A 19,073-nucleotide genomic window follows, 5' to 3' on the forward strand; every position below is an offset into this window, starting at 1 on the left:
AACCGCCGTATACGGAACCGTACGTACGGTGGTGTGAGAGGACGGCGGATGTAAATCCGCCTCCTACTCGATCTGAAATTTGGCTATTCCTCTTTCTTTCTCGAAACTTCTGCACAAGTCCTGTAGGAGTAAGCCTGCTCGCGATAGCGGTTTGTCAGTCACGAACATCGGCGACTGGAATACTGCTATCGCGAGCAGGCTCACTCCTACAGGGATCTGATTTCAAATCACATGGTGCGATGCCACGTCGCATTGATTTTTTGATTATTTAGTCAGGTTTTCGTAACGGGTTGTTTGCTGCGGCCTCAGAAACCTTTAAAGTTAACCTTTCGGTCAGCTTTGCACTGTCAACACAGCTCTTTGCTTCGCCAGAAAGGGCTTCTGCACGACTCGAGATTCCCAGTACATAACCAAAAGGGCGGACCCATAACCGCCCAGAGGATGATCCATGTCCAACCGTGAAATATCCCGGCGCTCGTTCCTTCAGGGCGGGCTGGTGGCGGGTGTGAGCGTCACGCTGACACCGCTCAGCAGTCAGGCGCTGGCTGCCTTGATGGAAAACAGCGTGACCGTGCCCTCCGAGCAGTGGCTCGGCAACAACGGCAAGGCGCGGCAGCGTAACGATGCCTTGTCCAAGGTCTGCGGGGCCAAAGTGTTTGCCCGCGACATCCGTGCCAAGGACATGCCGGGCTGGCCGCAGCAGCAAGGTCACGCCATGCTGCTGAAAACCATCAAGGCCGACCGCATCTATGACGGCTACGACTTGTCGTGGCTCGGCGCCGATCTGCAGCCGGACCGCATCGTCACCGCCGCCGACCTGGACAAGGACGGTATCGTCTTCCCCGAAGAACACGCCCCCGATCCGTTGCTGCCGCAAGGCCAGGTGCCGATGTTCATTGGTCACCCGGTGGCGATCCTGATCTGGAATGATTTCGAGCGCTTTCGCCAGGCCAAGAACCAGCTCAAGTTCAATGACAAGGCGATTCGTTACGGCGCCAAAGTGCCGTTCTACGAAGGCGATCCCTACGGCAGCTTCCGCTATGTGCGCGTCGGCGGCCCGACCTCGGCAGACGAAGACGAGTTCGCCAGCCTCAAGGACTCGATCCTGTTCCCGATGCTGAAAAACCGCCGGCCGGTGTGGAATTCCCAGCCGAACCTGCACGGCAACCTGACCGAGCGTGGTCTGTTCTACGCCGAACGGATGAAGAAACAGATCGATACCCCGCCAGACAACTGGCTGGTGTTCGATGAGCGCTACAAGACGCCATCGATCGAACCGGCGGCACTGGAGCCGGACAACGGCAACGGCTGGTACGACCCGAAAACCAAGACCCTGCATTTTGTGGTGGCGACTCAGTGCCCGCTGGAAGTGGCGACCGATACCGCGAAAATGATCGCGCCGTCGCACTTCGGCCTCGCCAATCTGAACCTGCACCCAGGTTACACCGTCGGTTACGGCTCCAAAGACCACAACATTTTCGTCTACTACGCAGCCCTCGCTGCGCTGTATGGCGACGGTGTGCCGGTGCGTCTGGCCAATGATCGCTACGAGCAGTTCCAGAGCGGCATCAAGCGCCACCCGTTCGACATCCGCTACCAATTGGCCGTGGACAAGAACGACTACACCTTCAAGATCTTCCGCGCCGAGATGAGCGTCGACGGCGGTGGCCGGATCAACTACAGCCCGTCGGTGGCCGCGGTTGGCGCCACTGCGGCGCAGTCGATCTACTACATGCCGCAGAATGATCTGCAGGTCACCGCGTATCACTCGCGGGCGGTAGAAGCGGGTTCGATGCGCGGCTACGGCACTCTGCAGAGCATGGCGTCGACCGAGATGATGGTTGACGAAATTGCCAATCGCCTGGGTGTCGACGCGATCGATTTACGCCGCAAGAACGCCCTGCGTTCGGGGATGAAAAATACCCAGGGCGCGATCCCGGCCGGTGCGCTGCGCCTGCACGAGATTCTCGACAAGGCCGCAGTCCACGAAGTCTGGAAGAATCGCGACGCGATCAAGCAGCAGCGCGAAGCGGCTGACCCGGACAACTGGTATGGCGTCGGCTTCGCCATCTGCCAGAAAGACTTCGGTACCGGTTCCGAAGCACCGATGGCCAGCATCGAGTTCACCGCCGACGGGCGCATCACCTTGCGCCACATCGGTATCGAGATCGGCACCGGAATGTCCACCTCGCAAGCCTTGGTCGTGGCAGATTTCCTCGGCAGCCCGGCGCACGAAGTGAAGACCGGCGAAACCGAATGGAAGGAGATGCAGCTGATCACCAGCGGCAACCCTTACATCATGAGTCAGGCCGAGCAAGACAAGTTGCTGCGCAACCCGCGCTGGGTCGGCAAATTGGCGTCGGCGTCGTCGGCGACCAACTCGGCTTACTACTTTAGTCACGCCACGCGGGAAGCCGCGCGCGTACTGTTCAATCACGGCCTGTGGCCGGCAGCGCTAGAGATCTGGCGTCAGGGCCCGTATGGCGGTCAGGCCAACCCTTACGTGGTGCGTCGCGAAGATGCGCATTGGGTTGACGGCAAACTGACCGCCAACGGTATGCAGCCACTGAGTTTCGAGGAGCTGGCCAAGCGTGCCCACGAACGCGGTCTGGTGACAGCTGCCACGGTGCACGGTTTCAACCGCTGGAGCTGGGCCGAGGCTGAATACAGCATCGACGGCGTGCGCGAGCGGCTGCCGCTGGACGGTCTTGCGGTGAAGTACGGTGAGGGTGCGCCACGAGCGAAAAAGGCGCAGATGAACAGTGCCGGTTTCCACTTGCTTGATCGCCAGAACGTCAACTACCCGGTGGTTCAGCTGAACAACGCAGCAGTGACTTACTACAGCCCGGTCGCCACGCTGGTCGAACTCAAAGTCAACAAAGGCTCGGCGCAAGTTGAAGTACTCAACCACCATTCATGGGTCGAGTGCGGGCGTGTGTTGGTTGAAGAGTTGGTCAAGGGCCAGCTCGAAGGCGGTATCGCCATGGGAATTGGTCACGCGCTGATGGAAGAAATGCCGTTGTACGAAGGCGGGCCGGGGGAGGGTGACTGGAACTTCAACCGTTACCGTTTGCCGATGGCGCGCCACGTTGCGGTGTGGAAACAGACCGCGGAAATTCTGCCGCCGCTGTCGCCAAGCGATCCGTCCAAAGGCATCGCCGAGGTGGTGATGATCCCGATTGTCGGTGCCATCGGTAACGCCGTGGCCCATGCCATCGGTAAACGTGTTCGCGATCTGCCCATCACTGCTGCGCGCATCAAGGAGGCCCTCAATGGCTAACCGTCCGCTTCAACTGACTCTCAACGGTCAATCCGTCGGCCCGGTGGACATCCCTGATGACCTGCCGATGATCGACTATCTGCACGAATACAAAAACCTCACCGGTTCGCGCCTGGGCTGCGGCCAAGGCATCTGTCATGCCTGTGTGGTGATCGTCGATAACCCCGACGGCACCAGCGAAGAAGTGCGCACCTGCATCACCGGCGCGCATTACTTCGAGGGCAAGAAGGTTCGCACGATTGAAGGCCATGCGACCCGCGACGAGCAGGGTCAGGTCACCGCGCTGAACCCGATCCAGCAGCGCTTCGTCGATGAGTTCGCCTTCCAGTGCAGCTACTGCGCGCCAGGCTTCGTCAACGCCGCGACGGTGCTGGTTGAAAAGCTGCAACGCCAGCCAATCGTCAAAAGCCAGCTCGAACAGGTCATCGAGGACAGCCTCGGCCACCACGTCTGCCGTTGCACTGGGTACGTGCGTTACTACAACGCTACCCGCAACGTGCTGACCGATCTCGGTTTGGTCAAGGAGGGTTGAGCATGAAGCTGTTACTGACCCGCCTGACCCTGGCGCTCGGGCTGGCTGCGCCGCTGCTGTCTGCTCATGCCGACGATCAGGTCAAGCGCGGCGAGTACCTCGCCCGCGCCGCCGACTGCATGGCCTGTCACACCGCGCCGGGTGGCGCGCCTTATGCGGGCGGCCTGCCGATCGTGTCGCCGTTCGGCACGATCTACGGCACCAACATCACGCCGAGCAAGGAACATGGCATCGGTTTGTATAACGACGACGAGTTCTTTGCCGCGCTGACCGAGGGCAAGCGGCGGGATGGTGCGAACCTGTATCCGGCGATGCCGTATACCTCGTATCACCTGATGCCGCGCGCCGACTCCGATGCGATTCACGCGTACCTGAAAACTATCGAGCCGATCGAACGTGCTGCACCGGTGACCGGCCTCAGCTTTCCATTCAATGTCCGTCTGGGCCTGACCGGCTGGAACATGCTGTACGGCAAAGACCTCAAGCTGGAGCCAGCCGAAGGTAAAAGCCAAGCGTGGAAGCGTGGCCAGTACATGGTCGATGTGCTCGGCCACTGCGGTGAATGCCACACCCCGCGCGGCCTGCCCGGCGCGATGCAACTGGACAAACGCATGACCGGCGGCATTCTCAATGGTTATCTGGCGCCGAGTCTGCTGGCCACCGACTTGGCGGCTCGTGGCTGGAACCAGGAGGATCTGAGCACCTTCCTTAAACACGGCATGAGCGCGCAAGGGACGATGTTCAACGAGATGTTCCCGGTGTTCCACAACAGCACGCAAGGCCTCGACGATGCCGATCTGGCGGCGATGGCGACGTTCTTGCTCGGCGACAAACCGCCAGTGGCCCAAGCGCTTGTTGAGGTACCGGCAGAGAAGCTTGGCGTCAGTGCCCAGCGCGGTCGTCAGGAATATTTGAACGTCTGCGCCGGATGCCACGCGGTCGGTGGCGAAGGCAAACCGCATATCGCGGTGGCCATGCGTGGCAACACCACGTTGCGTCTGGACGACCCACGCAATCTGTTGCGCGTCATCGAAGATGGTATCGGCGAGCAGAAGTTCTCCGGCTTTGAACACATGCAGCCGATGCCTGGCTTCGCCGACAAACTCAGCCCGGAGCAATTGACCGATCTGCTCAATTACCTGCGCCAAGGCTGGGGTGGGCAACCCGCTGAACTGGCGGTGAGCGAAGTGCAGAAGCTGCAAGCGGATGCGCCGTCGATCGAGCACAAGGCGCACTGACATGCAGCATCTTGATCTGCAAGTGGTGCGGCGAGCGCTGGAGTGGTCGGCAGCGGGGCGGCGCATTTGGTTGTGCACGGTACTGACGACTTACGGTTCGGCACCGCGTGCGCCAGGATCGCTGCTGGCGGTGAACGATGGCGGACAGTGGATCGGTTCGCTGTCCGGTGGCTGCGTCGAAGAGGATTTTCTCGAGCGCGTCGCCGAAGGTGCGTTTCTCGATCCGGTCAGCATCGTGCGTTACGGCGCCGGCGAGGATCCGCGCTCGCGGGTCAGCCTGCCGTGTGGCGGCATTCTCGATGTGCTGGTCGAGAAACTCGACGCCGACTGCGCGGTGCAGATGCACTTGCGAGAATTGCAATCGGCGCTGTTGGGGCAGCGTCGCTTGATTCGCCAGATCGATCTGGTCAATGGTGCGCGCAGTCTGTTCGCTGATGGCGAGCAGGGTGCGCGGATTGCGCGCGAAAACGATCGGGTACGCATTCGTGTTGGCGCAGCGCAGCGCTTGTTGCTCGCCGGCTATTCCAGTGTGGCGCAGGCGTGCGCCGAGTTTGCGCTTGGGCTCGGGTTTGAAGTGATTCTCTGCGATCCGCGCGACGAGGTGCTAGAAGGTGTGGTGCTCGACGGCGTGGAAATCCGTCGGCAATTGCCATCGGTGTTTGTTGCCGATGGCGGATGTCATCGCGACACGGCGGTGGTGGCACTGACCCACGATCCGCGCATCGACGATCTGGCGATGATGGAAGCGGTGCGCACTGACGCGTTCTACATCGGCGTGATGGGATCGCAGCAGACCTCGCAGAAGCGTTTCGAGCGTTTGCGGCGCATTGGTGGTTTGAGTGAGGCGGAACTGGCGCGGATTCATGCGCCGATCGGTCTTAATCTTGGCAGCAAGACACCGGCAGAAATTGCCTTGGCGGTGCTGGCGGATATTCTGCGGATTCGCAGAGGGATTGCTCGGGATCAGCTATAGGCCGCCGTTACCCAAACCCTGTGGTGAGGGAATAAATCCCTCACCACAGCACTGATCAGAACCCGAGCTTGTCACGCAACCCGTAATACCAGGCCCCCATCGCCGCAAATGGGGTACGCAGCAATTGCCCGCCCGGGAACGGGTAGTGCGGCAGATCAGCGAACGCATCGAAACGCTCAGCCTGCCCACGCAAAGCCTCGGCCAGCACCTTGCCGGCCAGGTGCGTATAAGTCACGCCGTGGCCGCTGCAGCCCTGCGAGTAATAGATGTTGTCACCCAGACGCCCAACCTGCGGCAAGCGCGACAAGGTCAGCAGGAAGTTGCCCGTCCAGGCGTAATCAATTTTTACATCCTTGAGTTGCGGAAAGGCCTTGAGCATTTTCGGGCGAATGATCGCTTCGATATTCGCCGGGTCCCGCGCGCCGTACACCACGCCGCCTCCGAAGATCAGGCGTTTGTCAGCCGTCAGGCGGTAGTAATCGAGCAAGTAATTGCAGTCTTCGACGCAGTAATCCTGCGGCAACAGGGTCTTTGCCAGCTCATCGCCCAGCGGTTGCGTGGCGATCACCTGCGTGCCGCAGGGCATCGATTTGGCGGCCAGTTCCGGCACCAGATTGCCGAGGTAGGCGTTGCCGGCAACGATAATGAATTTCGCCCTGACCTTGCCTTGCGGGGTGTGCACGACCGGATTGGCGCCGCGCTCGATGCGCACCGCAGGCGACTGCTCATAAATAGTGCCACCGAGGGATTCGACAGCAGCCGCTTCGCCGAGCGCCAGGTTCAGCGGATGGATGTGGCCGCCGCTCATGTCGAGCATGCCGCCAACATACTGATCGCAAGCCACGACTTCGCGGATCCGGTGCTGATCGAGCAGTTCGAGTTGGCTATGGCCGAAACGCTCCCAAAGGCGCTTTTGCGATTCCAGATGGCCCATCTGCTTCGCCGTCAGGGCGGCGAACACGCCGCCGTCCTTCAAATCGCACTGGATGTTGTACGTGGACACGCGTTCACGAATGATCCGGCCGCCTTCGAAAGCCATCTGCCCAAGCATCTGCGCCTGCCGAGGGCCAACGCTGCGCTCGATCACATCAATATCACGGCTATAGCTATTAACGATCTGCCCGCCATTGCGCCCCGAGGCACCGAAACCGACCCTGGCCGCTTCCAGTACCGTCACGCGAAAACCGCTCTCCAGCAGAAAGAGGGCAGAGGACAGCCCGGTATACCCGGCGCCGATCACGCAGACATCCGTCTCCACATCGTCCTGCAGGACAGGGCGTGGCGGTGCGGGATTGGCCGACGCCGCATAATAAGACTCTGGGTAAGGGGTGTTCGCCATCCTGCAGCCTCTGTTTAATATATTTTACGAGTGCGCCGATCCTACCCGAGTTGAAAAACCTCCGCCAGCCACTGAAAATCTCTGTCGGCACGCTGAAATTAAATATTTTGCATATTCATAGGGTTAGGTGAAAAAAAGGTGTTGACACCCCTACGGAATTCCGTAGAATGCCGCCTCACAGCAGGCACGTAGCTCAGTTGGTTAGAGCACCACCTTGACATGGTGGGGGTCGTTGGTTCGAGTCCAATCGCGCCTACCAAACAAAATCCGCTCTGCTGGGCGGTCTGGAAGGGCTCACCGAAAGGTGGGCCCTTTTTTGTTGTCTGCGATTTGCAAGACTTTTGCAAAACTTCCACCTCAGAACGCCAGTTCGGCGCTCACCTCAACATAGTCGATCGTCTTGTCGCCGTGTCCCTCCTGGTAGTGCTTCGTCATCTTCTCATCCGCGTGGCCCAGCAGCGCCTGGATGTATTCCTGGGGGGAGTCCCGCACCTGGGCAAATGACTTGGTCAGGTAGTCGGGCGTGACGGCGTTCCAGTGAAGCTTGGCATCGAGCTGCGACCGCTTGCGGGCTTTCGTCGAGTAGTGGGTCAGGTAAGTGAACAGCATTACGGCCATGCGCCGAACTTACGCAGGACAGAGGTGTTAAAGTCCAGCCCCTTAGAGGGATGAGCCATGACCCAGGAAGAGCAAGCAGTTTCTGAGCGTGCTGTGATGTTTGCGAAGCAAAACCGAACCCGTATTGCCCGGGAGTTGGCCTGTTTGGAGACCTATCCGAGCGATGAGTACCCCGTCTCTGTGTTCATGGCTGGGTCGCCAGGCGCAGGGAAAACTGAGGTGTCCAGGGCATTTATTGGAATGATGCAGGTCGGCGGGTCGAAAGCGTTACGAATCGATCCTGACGATTTTAGAGTCTATTTCGATGAATACACAGGGTGGAACTCCAGGCTCTTTCAGCGTGGAGTAACGACTATTGTCGAGGGAGCCCTGGATCTAGTTTATCAGCAGCGTCAATCGTTCCTGCTGGATGGGACTCTTGCGAATCTCGATGTGGCGCGCCGAAATATCTCGCGAGCTCTTGATAAAGAAAACAGGTCCGCCCAAATAATCTATGTCTATCAGCGTCCTGAACTTGCTTGGGAATTCGTGCTTGCGAGAGAGAGGAGAGATGGAAGGAGTATTCCGTGCCCTGAGTTTGTTAGGCAATTCTATGCCGCAAAGGTCTCTGTCTGTACGCTCAAGCATGAGTTTCAGGATGCGTTGCAAGTGGATGTGATTATCAAGGATAACGATGGGGAGAACGGCGATATTGGCATTAACCTTTCGGCTGACGAAATTGACGGGTTCGTCAACCAGCCCTATGATCCCAGCGAGCTTGAACGTATTTTGAACGGAGAATCCCCATGAAAGGCGAAAAGGCAACAGGCGCTTCGACGAAACTTCATGGTTCGTCGACCATGTCTGATTTTTTCCGCCACGGGTCTGCGGAAGAAAGGCGAGAGATTTATCACATGGCGGCTCGTGCGGCCATTGACGAGCAGAAGGATGTGATCCTCTCGACGAAATCTGGCGAATTTATGGCTGCAAAATGTAAATAATTCTGTATCTACCACCAAGGCCCGGCCTGCAGTTGCCGGGCTTTTTTGCGTCTGGCTCAAAGCTTGGGGGCGTTGGCCTTCTCGATCATGCCGGCGATGCGCTCCAGCAGCATCAGATCCGACTCCTTAAGCCTTACCTTCGCCACTGCTCTGGTTAGCTTCTCGATAACAGCAATCGCGTGGGCGAAGCATTCTTTTGCACGGCTTGATATGGACATACACTTCGGTGTTGGCTTGGGACCTTTCCATCAGCACCATACTGGCGCATATCGGCGGCCTGATCGACGAGCGCAGCCATCTGGACTGCAATCTCTACCAATCCTTTATGCGGACTATCAGTACACCGTTTTAAATATTCTGGACTGGATCTTTATCTTCTTTGGTTCGCGTAAGCGCCTCGGTGACATGCTTGCCTCCACGATTGTGGTCCGCTCCAGGTAGCTCAGGATTCAGTGCGGGCGCAAGGCGTTGATGCCGAGAAAAACGTAAATCTGTCGGATATTGAACAGGTTACGAGTTTTTTTAACCGACCGGTTATCCAAAAAGCCTTGTTGAGGGTTGTGAATTTAAGTAACATCCGTCCCGCGTTCACCACCACGGTTTATGCATTTTTAAATCCCAAGCTTCCATCAGCTGCTTGGGATTTTTTTTGCCTGCGATTTGGCTTCTCCCGCCCCCTCGTTTTTTCTTCGCTGTCTCGCGACACCCGGCGATATGCCGCGGCACGTCGCGGTTTTTTCGACTACTACTGACTGGCCGATTTTCTAACGATTGCCGATTGGGGGTAGCGATGCTGAGTCACTGGTTCCTCGCCGCTGTGCATCTTCTGGCTTTTGCCTTGGGCTTCTGGGCCGTGCTGACGCGTGGTGCGGCGTTCAGTCGTCTGGCGGCCGGTACGGGAGAGGTCGGGCGGGTTTTGCTGGCCGATAATCTCTGGGGAGTGTCGGCGCTGATCTTGCTCATCACCGGCGGGATGCGAGCCTTTGGTGGCTACGAAAAGGGTGCTGACTATTACCTTCATCAGCCGCTGTTTCATCTGAAGATGACGCTGTTTGTACTGATTCTGCTAATTGAGCTTGCACCGATGATTACATTGATCAAATGGCGGATCGGCAAGGCGCGGGGAGCGGTGCTTGATACCGGGCGAGCAAGGTTGTTTGCGCGTCTCAGTCACGTCGAAGCGCTGCTGCTGGCGCTCATGGTCATCGCGGCCACGGGTATGGCGCGGGGCATCTCGTTGGGTTAGGAGCGCGAATTCCCCGTGCGCTATCGGAAACGTCCGACAGTCAGTGACAGGAATGGCAGGTAGTATCGTGCGGCAAGAGAGGAGGGGAGGCGTAACGAAGTGTTCCGGTGTTTCAAGCGCCGTACCCAGTGGAGTGGGGAGCGGATGGCAAAACGGCGCGTGAATCTTTAGCCAGTCATTGCGCGCAGGCACACGAACTGGCTACTGACTGCGGGTGGCTCAGGGCGTCTGTGGCTTGTCCGGGGCGGTCAGGCCAGCCTGGATGCGCTGATAGATTTCTTCACGGTGCACGGCAACATTTTTCGGAGCGTTGATACCGATGCGGACCTGTTGCCCGCTGACGCCCAGAATGGTGATGGTGATGTCATCACCGATGTTTATGCTTTCACCGACTTTGCGGGTGAGTATCAGCATGGTCTTCTCCTTGATTGCTTTGTAGGGCACCTGATTCAGACAGTGCAGAAGTCGGTGGTACGTATAGATTAGTGCGAAGTCTCACGGTTTGGGTGCCTCTTTCTGACGCGCAGAAGCGGCATTAATTCCCAGGGCGTAACTATACAGAGGCTGCAATCATCAATCTCGTTGTTTTGTGCCCATTTTGCGGGGCTCGCGAAGTATTTATGAATGTTAAGATCGCCGCTTTGAGAATTCCGAGGAAAGCGTTGTGCGCAAATTGGTCTGGTTGGTCGCGGCACTGGCATTGGCAGGGTGTGGTGAAGGCAAGCCTGTAGAGGAGCAAAAACCAAAAGCGGCGGTTGCGCCGGCAGTGGCGTCGGCGCCGCAGTGGGATCTCGAAGTGCGTGGCGAAACCCCTCAGGCCGTCAGCGATCTGAGTGGCTGGTTGATCGAGCATGCTTTCGTCCCGACCGTTATCAAGGACAGCAGCGGCAAGACGCGGATTCTCATCGGTCCGTTCAATTCCAGGGCTGAAGCTGAAGCGCGAAAGGTGCAGGTGGATGCGGCTTTGGTGAAAGCCAAAAAGCAGAACATTGAATCGGTGTTGGTCGAGCATCCGATCGCGCCGTAAGCATGCCATTCGGCGGAGTTGCCTAAAGGCGATCCGGCGCGATTCGTTTTCAAGGGAGTCGCTGATGATTTCCACAAGGAGCGCCCGATGGCTTCCGCCAATCCTTACAGGCTGTTCGATGTCACCTTGCACCGCAAAACGCAATTGAGTCCGCACATGATGCGGCTCACGCTGACGGGGCCGCCAGTCACCGAAATGGCAACGTGGGCACCGGACCAACGAGTAAAGCTGTTTTTTCCCGCCGCTGACGGCACGCACTCAAAGCTTGTCCGGGAAGATGGTTGGTACGCTCGATTCAAGTCGATGCTTGCGGATCGTCGTCCCGCGATGCGCACTTACACCATCCGGCATCTGCGTGCCGAACAGGGGGAGGTGGATATCGATTTTGTATTGCATGGGGAAACCGGTCCGGCATCGCGTTGGGCGTTGCGAGCGCAGCCAGGGGACTCGATGCAGATTCTTGCGCCTGACAAGCAATTTTCAGCGAAAGAAACCGGTGGGTTTGAATGGAAGCCCCCAAAAACGCTCACGCAGTTGCTGATTGTCGCGGATGCGACGGCATTGCCGGCGGCCATGGGGATTCTCGATGAGTTGGCCGCCCTCGCGAAGCCACCGCAAACGCAGGCGTTCTTCGAAGTCGATAGCGCGCAAGACATGCTCGTCGTGCCGGACTGGCCGGGGCTCTCAGTACAATGGCTGATTCGCGATCAAGCCGATGCGGTGGTTGCCGGTGCGCTGATGGTGGATGCCGTGCGCCATGCAGTCCTGCCCGTGCAGCCAGCTGCGGGGCAGGCGGTAGAGCTGGCTGAGGTCGATATCGATAAAGACATTCTCTGGGAAGTTGCCGAGACGGCCAGTGAAGGCTTCTATGGCTGGATCGCTGGAGAAAGTGCCGCGGTCATGAATCTGCGCAGGTACTTGATCAAGGAGTGCGGCATTCCCCGCGAAGCGCTTAACCTGATGGGCTATTGGCGCGACACCAAGCCTGGTGTTCAGGCGTAAAAAAGGGCCTCGAACATTTCTGTTCGAGGCCCTTTTTTTTGTCGCGATTGATCAGCCGCAAGCTTTCAGATTAACCGGGCCGACGAACTCGTTGCCTCGTCCCATCACGCACGCCACGCTTTGATTGCGCTGACGCTCCCAGTCCTGCACCGGGTAGGTCTTGTCCCATGCTTCGTACAAGCGCCGATCCTGTTTCGACAGGCGCAAGCCGTATTGCTTGCTCATGTAGAAATAGGTGCGCGCGATCATTCCGCGAATCGACGGGCGGGGCATGACCTTCTTTGCCTTGAAGTCGACTTGGGTCAGGCATGAGCCGTACTGGCCGGACTGCACTGGCAGCCAGCCGAAGCTGAAGTTGCTGCGGTCACCGTTGACCTCGCCGATGCTCGGTACCAGGTTGTGCAAATCCGCTTCGGCTTTCTGATAGGTCGGGTCGTAGCGTGTGCAGTTTTTACGCCCGCCTTCTTGCCAGCATTGGCGCTGATGGCCGATTTGCCAGGCCGGCACGATGTGCTCCCATTCGATACGAGACGCGCGTTTGGCGTTCTTGCGCGGAACGTAACCACACGCCTTCAAGTCGACTCTGTTGCCGGTGTATTTGCAGCCGCAGTAAAACTCGGTGGACTGCGGTGCGTACAGTGTCCAGGCGACCTTCTTGGCTTCAGTGAATGTGCGGGGGGCGCCAGCATGGGCGCCCATGGTGACGAACAGCAGCAGTAGAGCAAAACAGCGGACAATCATTGAATCAATCTTCCTTCGGCACAACCCAAAAAATCTGCACGCCACCGTCGTCGCGGTAGGCGAGGGTGACGTTGTCGTTCTCGTCGATTTCCTCAAGCAGACGCTCCCACTGGTCCATCGGCTCGTCTGGCAGGCGGAAGATCAGTGCGGCTTTGGCTTTCTGTGCGGTGGGGGAGTTGATGATTTTCTGAACGCGCATGCCCATGCGTTCGTAAGCGTCAGGAGCATCAGGAGAGGTGGCCACGAGGTTATCCTTATTAAGCTGTACGTGCATACAGTATTTAACTGTAAGCATTTTCGCAACTGCTTAAATTTCAAGAAAATCCTCTGACAGCGGTTTTCAGATTTTGGTGTAGGGCGCGTCGAGTTTTTTGTAGGAAAGATGCTGGACGAGGCATCACCCGCCGATCAGGCGAGTGATGAATCGAATGCCCGGTCCAGACTGGATCGGGCGAGGGGCAATCAGTATTCCCAGAACATCCGTTGCAGCTCTTTGCTGTCGTTGGTTTTGGTCAGTGCGACCATCGCCAGGATGCGGGCTTTTTGCGGGTTCAGGTCGTGCGCGACCACCCAGTCATACTTGTCATCTGGTTGTTCGGCGTTACGCAGGACAAAGCCGCCAGCGTTGACGTGGGACGAACGAATGATTTGCACGCCATCCTTGCGCAGCGCTTGCAGGGCCGGGACAACGCGGGAAGACACCGAGCCGTTGCCGGTGCCGGCATGGATGATCGCCTTGGCGCCGGATTGCGCGAGGGCCTTGTAGGCGGTATCGCTGACGTTGCCATAGGAGTAGGCGATTTCTACGTCCGGCAGGCTTTTGATGGTTTTGATGTCGAATTCCGAATCCATGGTATGGCGCTTGGCTGGCAAGCGGAACCAGTAGGATTTGCCTTCAACGACCATGCCCATCGGGCCCCACGCGCTTTTGAACGCTTCGGTCTTGATGTTGATCGTTTTGCTGACGTCGCGACCGGACTGGATCTCATCGTTCATGGTCACCAGCACGCCTTTGCCGCGAGCTTCTTTGCTGCTGGCCACGGCCACGGCGTTGTACAGGTTGAGCATGCCGTCGGCAGACATGGCGGTACCCGGACGCATCGAGCCGACCACGATGATCGGCTTGTCGGTTTTCTCGACCAGGTTCAGGAAGTAAGCGGTTTCTTCCAGGGTGTCGGTGCCGTGGGTGATGACGATGCCGTCGACATCTTTGCTGTCGGCCAGTTCGGCCACGCGACGACCCAGCTGCAGCAGGTTTTCGTTGGTGATGCTTTCGGAGGCAATCTGCATGACTTGTTCGCCACGTACATTGGCCAGCTTGCTCAGCTCGGGAATGCCGGCGATCAGTTGTTCAACGCCGACCTTGGCGGCTTGATAGGTGGCGCTGTTGGCGGCGCTCGCACCGGCACCGGCGATGGTGCCGCCAGTGGCAAGTACCACGACGTTAGCGAGCTTGGTCTGGGTTTCGACTTCTTTTGCCTGAAGGGCGGTGGGCAGGAGCAGGAGGAGGGCCAAAGCGCCCGGAACCAAAGTGTTGAAAGCAGATTTCATTATTTTTCTCTCTAGTAGTGAGACGGTGCTGATGCAGGTTCATCTAGATGCGCCCCGAGCCGATCTGGAGGCTGGGGTGCAATGAACGGAGCAGGATCTGTACCACTCGTACTTTGCGCCGTAAAAATGTTTAACTCGATGATTTGCATCAATATTTTATAAATCTTCAAATTGCGGAGTGAGTCGGTTATCCGGGTTTCCGAACACTGCGCGTCTTCCTGTTCGGCTCTCCGAAAGGGACTACCGGTTCTGTCCGGTTATGCGGATTGCCGATTTGCGTCTTTCTGCTAAAGAAACATTCGTTCGGGCCGATGGGTGTTCAAGGAAACTAAAACGTAGGGAGTTCCCATGTCACTGACGGTCGGTTTTACAAATCCTGGCGCTGTCACGATCGGCGGCAAGACCGCGGCAACGATCAACACAATGAATCAGGAGCAAGCGGATGCTTCTGCCGAGGCGTCTGGCACCGAGAAGGCTGACGGCACGCAGGTCAGAACCGGTGGTGGTCCTGCTGCACCAGCAGACAGCAAGGCTGAAAGCGGCGATAACCTGGGCGTCACCGTCAAGATGCTGCTGAAGCGGATGCAGGAACTGCAAAAGCAGTTGCAGGAACAGCAGCAGCAACTGGCGGCCGCTCAGGCCCGCAGCTATCCGACGCCGGAGGCAAAGTCGCAGGCGCTCATGGCCATTCAGGGGCAGATCGCACAGACCAGCGCAGCGCTGGCGGAAGTGGCCGGTTCGCTGGTCAAGGAAATGTCCAAGAGCACTACCAGCGGTAATTTTGTCAGCACCACGGTGTAAGCAGCGAAAGGGCGGGTCGGACGATTCGCCCTACAATAAATGACGATTTGTGATTGTTGACAAATGTCGGCGGGATTCGCATAGTTCGGTCTACGCAAACGTTTGCGCGACTCATGCGGCGCGGTAAGGCCGGGAGAAGCGATGAAGCTTACGCCAGCGCGAGCGTTGCTCACAATAATCATAAGATCGGAGTGAACCCATGAAGCTGCCATTCGCTGGACGTCTTCTTGCTGTCGCTATGCTGGCTGCCACAGCCGCCGCACTACCCGTCTCGTCGGCATTCGCCGAATCCCCTGAAAAACCCAAGGTCGCGCTGGTCATGAAGTCGCTCGCCAACGAATTCTTCCTGACCATGGAAGACGGCGCCAAGGCTTACCAGAAAGAACACGCTGCCGATTTCGACCTGATTTCCAACGGCATCAAGGACGAAACCGATACCGCGAACCAGATCCGTATCGTCGAGCAGATGATCGTCTCGAAAGTCGATGCGCTGGTCATCGCGCCCGCCGACTCCAAGGCCATGGTGCCCGTCATCAAGAAAGCCGTTGATGCCGGCATCACGGTCATCAACATCGACAACCAGCTCGATCCTGCCATCGTCAAAAGCAAGAATATCAGCGTGCCATTCGTAGGGCCGGACAACCGCAAGGGCGCACGTCTGGTAGGCGAATACCTGGCCAAGCAACTGAAGGCGGGCGACGAGGTCGGCATCATCGAAGGTGTCTCCACCACGACCAATGCCCAGGCACGCACGGCCGGCTTCAAGGACGCGATGGACGCGGCGCAGATCAAGGTGGTGTCGCTGCAGTCCGGTGACTGGGAAATCAACAAGGGCAATCAGGTTGCCTCTTCCATGCTCAGCGAGTACCCGCAGATCAAGGCGCTGCTGGCTGGCAATGACAGCATGGCGGTCGGTGCCGTTTCCGCGGTGCGTGCCGCTGGCAAGGCCGGTCAGGTGAAAGTGGTCGGCTACGACAACATCAACGCCATCAAACCGATGTTGAAGGACGGTCGCGTGTTGGCGACGGCTGATCAGTTCGCCGCCAGACAAGCTGTATTCGGCATCGAGACCGCGCTGAAAATCATCAAGGGCGAGAAAGTCGACGGCGCTGCCAATGGCGTGATCGAAACGCCGGTCGAACTGGTTACCCAATAAGTCTTCTGGCGACACAACGGCGCTCGTCCGTCCGGGCGAGCGCATGGAGAGTTTTTTATGTCAGTTTCCGCCCCGAACGCTGTCCTCTCGGTCAGCGGTATCGGTAAGACTTATGCGCAACCGGTGCTCAGCGGCATCGATCTGACGCTGATGCGTGGTGAAGTGTTGGCGCTGACCGGCGAGAATGGCGCTGGCAAAAGCACCCTCTCGAAGATCATCGGTGGCCTGGTCACCCCGACCACTGGCCGCATGGAATTCCAGGGCAAAGAATACTGCCCTGGCAGCCGTACCCAGGCCGAAGACCTCGGCGTGCGCATGGTCATGCAGGAACTCAATCTGTTGCCGACGTTGTCGGTGGCGGAGAACCTGTTTCTCGATAACCTGCCGAGTCACGGCGGCTGGATCAGTCGCAAGCAATTGCGCAAGGCCGCTATCGAAGCCATGGCGCAAGTCGGTCTCGACGCGATTGATCCGGACACGCTGGTCGGCGAGTTGGGCATCGGTCATCAGCAGATGGTCGAAATTGCGCGCAACCTGATCGGTGACTGCCATGTGCTGATCCTCGACGAGCCGACCGCGATGCTCACCGCGCGCGAAGTCGAAATGCTCTTCGAACAGATCACTCGTCTGCAGGCTCGCGGTGTTTCCATCATTTATATTTCCCACCGCCTCGAAGAACTGGCCCGCGTCGCTCAGCGGATTGCCGTGTTGCGCGACGGCAATCTGGTCTGCGTCGAGCCGATGGCCAATTACAACAGCGAGCAACTGGTCACGCTGATGGTCGGTCGCGAACTGGGCGAGCACATCGACATGGGGCCGCGCAAGATTGGCGCCGCGGCGCTGACGGTCAAGGGCCTGACCCGCTCGGACAAGGTGCGCGATGTGTCCTTTGAAGTGCGTGCCGGAGAAATCTTCGGTATTTCCGGACTGATCGGGGCAGGGCGTACCGAGCTGCTGCGGTTGATCTTCGGCGCTGATACTGCCGATAGCGGCAGCATCGCGCTCGGTTCGCCGGCTCAGGTGGTCAGTGTGCGGTCGCCGGTCGACGCGGTGCGCCACGGTATTGCCTTGATCACCGAGGATCGCAAGGGCGAGGGCTTGCTGCTCAGCCAGTCGATCAGCGCCAATATCGCGCTGGGCAACATGCCGGAAATTTCCAGTGGCGGGTTCGTCAATAACGGCGACGAAATCTCTTTGGCACAGCGTCAGATTGATGCCATGCGTATCCGCAGTTCCAGCCCGACACAACTGGTGTCGGAGCTGTCGGGCGGTAATCAACAGAAAGTGGTGATTGGTCGCTGGCTGGAGCGCGATTGTTCGGTGCTGCTGTTCGATGAGCCTACCCGCGGCATCGACGTCGGTGCCAAGTTCGACATTTATGCTTTGCTCGGTGAATTGACTCGCCAGGGCAAAGCGCTGGTGGTGGTTTCCAGTGACTTGCGTGAGCTGATGCTGATCTGCGACCGGATCGGCGTGCTGTCGGCAGGGCGCCTGATCGACACTTTCGAGCGCGATAGCTGGACCCAGGATGATTTGCTTGCCGCCGCGTTCGCCGGCTACCAGAAACGTGATGCGTTGCTCAACGAAGCGGCGCCTAGGGATCTCCCATGAAAACTGCATCTCCTGCCGGCAAACGTAGTGGCAATTTCTACGGCCTGGGCACTTATCTCGGCCTGGCCGGTGCCTTGCTGGCAATGGTCGCGCTGTTCTCGATGTTGAGCAGCCACTTTTTGTCCTATAACACCTTCAGCACGCTGGCCAATCAGATTCCCGACTTGATGGTGCTGGCGGTCGGTATGACCTTCGTGCTGATCATTGGCGGTATCGACCTGTCGGTGGGTTCGGTGCTGGCACTGGCGGCGTCGACGGTCAGCGTTGCCATTCTCGGTTGGGGCTGGAGCGTATTGCCAGCTGCGTTGCTCGGCATGGCGGTTGCGGCGCTGGCCGGTACGATCACCGGCTCGATCACCGTGGCCTGGCGGATCCCGTCATTCATCGTGTCCCTGGGTGTGCTGGAAATGGCCCGGGGCGTGGCCTATCAGATGACCGGGTCGCGGACTGCGTACATTGGCGATGCATTTGCCTGGCTGTCGAACCCGATCGCTTTCGGCATCTCGCCGTCATTCATCATTGCCTTGCTGGTGATTTTCATCGCCCAGGCCGTTTTGACCCGCACGGTGTTCGGCCGCTACCTGATCGGCATCGGCACCAACGAAGAGGCGGTACGCCTGGCCGGGATCAATCCGAAACCCTACAAAATTCTGGTGTTCAGCCTGATGGGTCTGCTGGCCGGGATCGCTGCGCTGTTTCAGATTTCCCGACTGGAAGCGGCCGACCCGAATGCCGGTTCCGGCCTGGAACTGCAAGTGATTGCTGCTGTGGTAATCGGCGGCACTAGCCTGATGGGCGGGCGCGGCTCGGTGATCAGTACATTCTTCGGCGTGTTGATTATTTCCGTGCTGGCGGCAGGGCTTGCCCAGATCGGTGCGACCGAACCGACCAAGCGCATCATCACGGGTGCGGTGATCGTGATTGCGGTGGTGCTCGACACTTATCGCAGTCAACGCGCCAGTCGACGGAGCTGAGATA

General features: G+C 58.4%; 21 protein-coding genes and 1 tRNA gene. 15 read left to right on the top strand and 7 right to left on the bottom strand.

Annotated elements, in window-relative coordinates; all coding sequences use genetic code 11:
• Positions 1-448 precede the first annotated feature (448 nt).
• Genes HU755_RS20970 through HU755_RS20985 form a run of 4 tightly spaced genes read left to right on the top strand, consistent with a single transcriptional unit; the run spans position 449 to position 6,023 of the window.
• The gene (locus tag HU755_RS20970; protein ID WP_186636065.1) at positions 449-3,280 is read left to right on the top strand and encodes a xanthine dehydrogenase family protein molybdopterin-binding subunit; all 2,832 of its coding nucleotides are present in this window, start codon (positions 449-451) and stop codon (positions 3,278-3,280) included.
• Positions 3,273-3,812, top strand: a complete 540-nt coding sequence (locus tag HU755_RS20975; protein WP_186636069.1) for a (2Fe-2S)-binding protein — start codon at positions 3,273-3,275, stop codon at positions 3,810-3,812. Before HU755_RS20970 ends, HU755_RS20975 begins: the two co-directional genes overlap by 8 nt.
• Before the next feature lie 2 nt (positions 3,813-3,814).
• Positions 3,815-5,050 carry a cytochrome c gene (locus tag HU755_RS20980; RefSeq protein WP_186636072.1) on the top strand — a complete coding sequence of 412 codons (1,236 nt, stop codon included), beginning with the start codon at positions 3,815-3,817 and terminating at the stop codon, positions 5,048-5,050.
• 1 nt (position 5,051) lies between these two features.
• Positions 5,052-6,023, top strand: a complete 972-nt coding sequence (locus HU755_RS20985; RefSeq protein WP_186636075.1) for an XdhC family protein — start codon at positions 5,052-5,054, stop codon at positions 6,021-6,023.
• 55 nt (positions 6,024-6,078) lie between these two features.
• Here HU755_RS20985 and HU755_RS20990 read toward each other — a convergent pair whose 3' ends face one another.
• Positions 6,079-7,362, bottom strand: a complete 1,284-nt coding sequence (locus tag HU755_RS20990) for an FAD-binding oxidoreductase (RefSeq protein WP_186636078.1) — start codon at positions 7,360-7,362, stop codon at positions 6,079-6,081.
• Positions 7,363-7,544: 182 nt separating this feature from the next.
• Between HU755_RS20990 and HU755_RS20995 the strand changes: the two genes are divergently transcribed.
• A tRNA-Val gene (locus HU755_RS20995) sits at positions 7,545-7,621 on the top strand.
• A 98-nt stretch (positions 7,622-7,719) separates the two neighbouring features.
• On the opposite strand, the gene HU755_RS21000 is transcribed toward HU755_RS20995, so the two are convergent.
• The gene (locus tag HU755_RS21000) at positions 7,720-7,980 is read right to left on the bottom strand and encodes a hypothetical protein (protein ID WP_186636288.1); all 261 of its coding nucleotides are present in this window, start codon (positions 7,978-7,980) and stop codon (positions 7,720-7,722) included.
• Positions 7,981-8,037: 57 nt separating this feature from the next.
• Between HU755_RS21000 and HU755_RS21005 the strand changes: the two genes are divergently transcribed.
• Positions 8,038-8,769, top strand: coding sequence for a zeta toxin family protein (locus HU755_RS21005; RefSeq protein ID WP_186636081.1), 732 nt, complete (start codon positions 8,038-8,040; stop codon positions 8,767-8,769).
• Positions 8,766-8,960 (top strand): hypothetical protein, encoded by a 195-nt coding sequence (locus tag HU755_RS21010; RefSeq protein WP_186636083.1) that lies wholly within the window; start codon positions 8,766-8,768, stop codon positions 8,958-8,960. Before HU755_RS21005 ends, HU755_RS21010 begins: the two co-directional genes overlap by 4 nt.
• Positions 8,961-9,016: 56 nt before the next feature.
• Here HU755_RS21010 and HU755_RS21015 read toward each other — a convergent pair whose 3' ends face one another.
• Complete coding sequence (locus HU755_RS21015; protein WP_186636086.1) at positions 9,017-9,178, bottom strand: hypothetical protein; 162 nt, start codon at positions 9,176-9,178, stop codon at positions 9,017-9,019.
• Between the two features lie 234 nt (positions 9,179-9,412).
• Between HU755_RS21015 and HU755_RS21020 the strand changes: the two genes are divergently transcribed.
• Together HU755_RS21020 and HU755_RS21025 are read left to right on the top strand one after the other, a co-directional pair.
• Positions 9,413-9,712 (top strand): hypothetical protein, encoded by a 300-nt coding sequence (locus HU755_RS21020; protein ID WP_186636089.1) that lies wholly within the window; start codon positions 9,413-9,415, stop codon positions 9,710-9,712.
• A gap of 38 nt (positions 9,713-9,750) precedes the next feature.
• The gene (locus HU755_RS21025) at positions 9,751-10,206 is read left to right on the top strand and encodes a DUF2214 family protein (protein WP_186636092.1); all 456 of its coding nucleotides are present in this window, start codon (positions 9,751-9,753) and stop codon (positions 10,204-10,206) included.
• A 219-nt stretch (positions 10,207-10,425) separates the two neighbouring features.
• Here the strand turns inward: HU755_RS21025 and csrA are convergent, their stop codons facing one another.
• On the bottom strand, positions 10,426-10,620 hold the full coding sequence (csrA, locus tag HU755_RS21030) for a carbon storage regulator CsrA (protein WP_003179932.1): 195 nt from the start codon (positions 10,618-10,620) through the stop codon (positions 10,426-10,428).
• Between the two features lie 250 nt (positions 10,621-10,870).
• Between csrA and HU755_RS21035 the strand changes: the two genes are divergently transcribed.
• Both HU755_RS21035 and HU755_RS21040 read left to right on the top strand, forming a co-directional pair.
• Entirely contained in the window at positions 10,871-11,233 is a 363-nt protein-coding gene (locus tag HU755_RS21035) for an SPOR domain-containing protein (RefSeq protein WP_186636095.1), read from the top strand.
• Positions 11,234-11,320: 87 nt separating this feature from the next.
• The gene (locus HU755_RS21040; RefSeq protein ID WP_186636098.1) at positions 11,321-12,235 is read left to right on the top strand and encodes a siderophore-interacting protein; all 915 of its coding nucleotides are present in this window, start codon (positions 11,321-11,323) and stop codon (positions 12,233-12,235) included.
• A 51-nt stretch (positions 12,236-12,286) separates the two neighbouring features.
• On the opposite strand, the gene HU755_RS21045 is transcribed toward HU755_RS21040, so the two are convergent.
• From HU755_RS21045 to HU755_RS21055, 3 genes are all read right to left on the bottom strand, one after another.
• The gene (locus tag HU755_RS21045) at positions 12,287-12,976 is read right to left on the bottom strand and encodes an endonuclease (RefSeq protein ID WP_186636101.1); all 690 of its coding nucleotides are present in this window, start codon (positions 12,974-12,976) and stop codon (positions 12,287-12,289) included.
• Between the two features lie 4 nt (positions 12,977-12,980).
• A complete protein-coding gene (locus HU755_RS21050; protein ID WP_158953860.1) occupies positions 12,981-13,271 on the bottom strand; it encodes a DUF1654 domain-containing protein in 291 nt (96 codons plus the stop codon).
• Positions 13,272-13,438: 167 nt separating this feature from the next.
• Positions 13,439-14,527 (bottom strand): asparaginase, encoded by a 1,089-nt coding sequence (locus tag HU755_RS21055; RefSeq protein WP_186551940.1) that lies wholly within the window; start codon positions 14,525-14,527, stop codon positions 13,439-13,441.
• 348 nt (positions 14,528-14,875) lie between these two features.
• Here HU755_RS21055 and HU755_RS21060 point away from each other — a divergent pair, with 348 nt between their 5' ends.
• From HU755_RS21060 to HU755_RS21075, 4 genes are all read left to right on the top strand, one after another.
• Positions 14,876-15,328 (top strand): hypothetical protein, encoded by a 453-nt coding sequence (locus HU755_RS21060; RefSeq protein ID WP_186636104.1) that lies wholly within the window; start codon positions 14,876-14,878, stop codon positions 15,326-15,328.
• 199 nt (positions 15,329-15,527) lie between these two features.
• Positions 15,528-16,484 carry a sugar ABC transporter substrate-binding protein gene (locus HU755_RS21065; protein ID WP_186551938.1) on the top strand — a complete coding sequence of 319 codons (957 nt, stop codon included), beginning with the start codon at positions 15,528-15,530 and terminating at the stop codon, positions 16,482-16,484.
• A 57-nt stretch (positions 16,485-16,541) separates the two neighbouring features.
• Positions 16,542-18,095 carry a sugar ABC transporter ATP-binding protein gene (locus HU755_RS21070; protein ID WP_186551937.1) on the top strand — a complete coding sequence of 518 codons (1,554 nt, stop codon included), beginning with the start codon at positions 16,542-16,544 and terminating at the stop codon, positions 18,093-18,095.
• Positions 18,092-19,069, top strand: a complete 978-nt coding sequence (locus tag HU755_RS21075; protein ID WP_186622508.1) for an ABC transporter permease — start codon at positions 18,092-18,094, stop codon at positions 19,067-19,069. Before HU755_RS21070 ends, HU755_RS21075 begins: the two co-directional genes overlap by 4 nt.
• Positions 19,070-19,073: the final 4 nt, after the last annotated feature.

The organism is Pseudomonas sp. SWRI111 (assembly GCF_014268555.1).
GTDB classification, from domain to species: domain Bacteria; phylum Pseudomonadota; class Gammaproteobacteria; order Pseudomonadales; family Pseudomonadaceae; genus Aquipseudomonas; species Aquipseudomonas hamedanensis.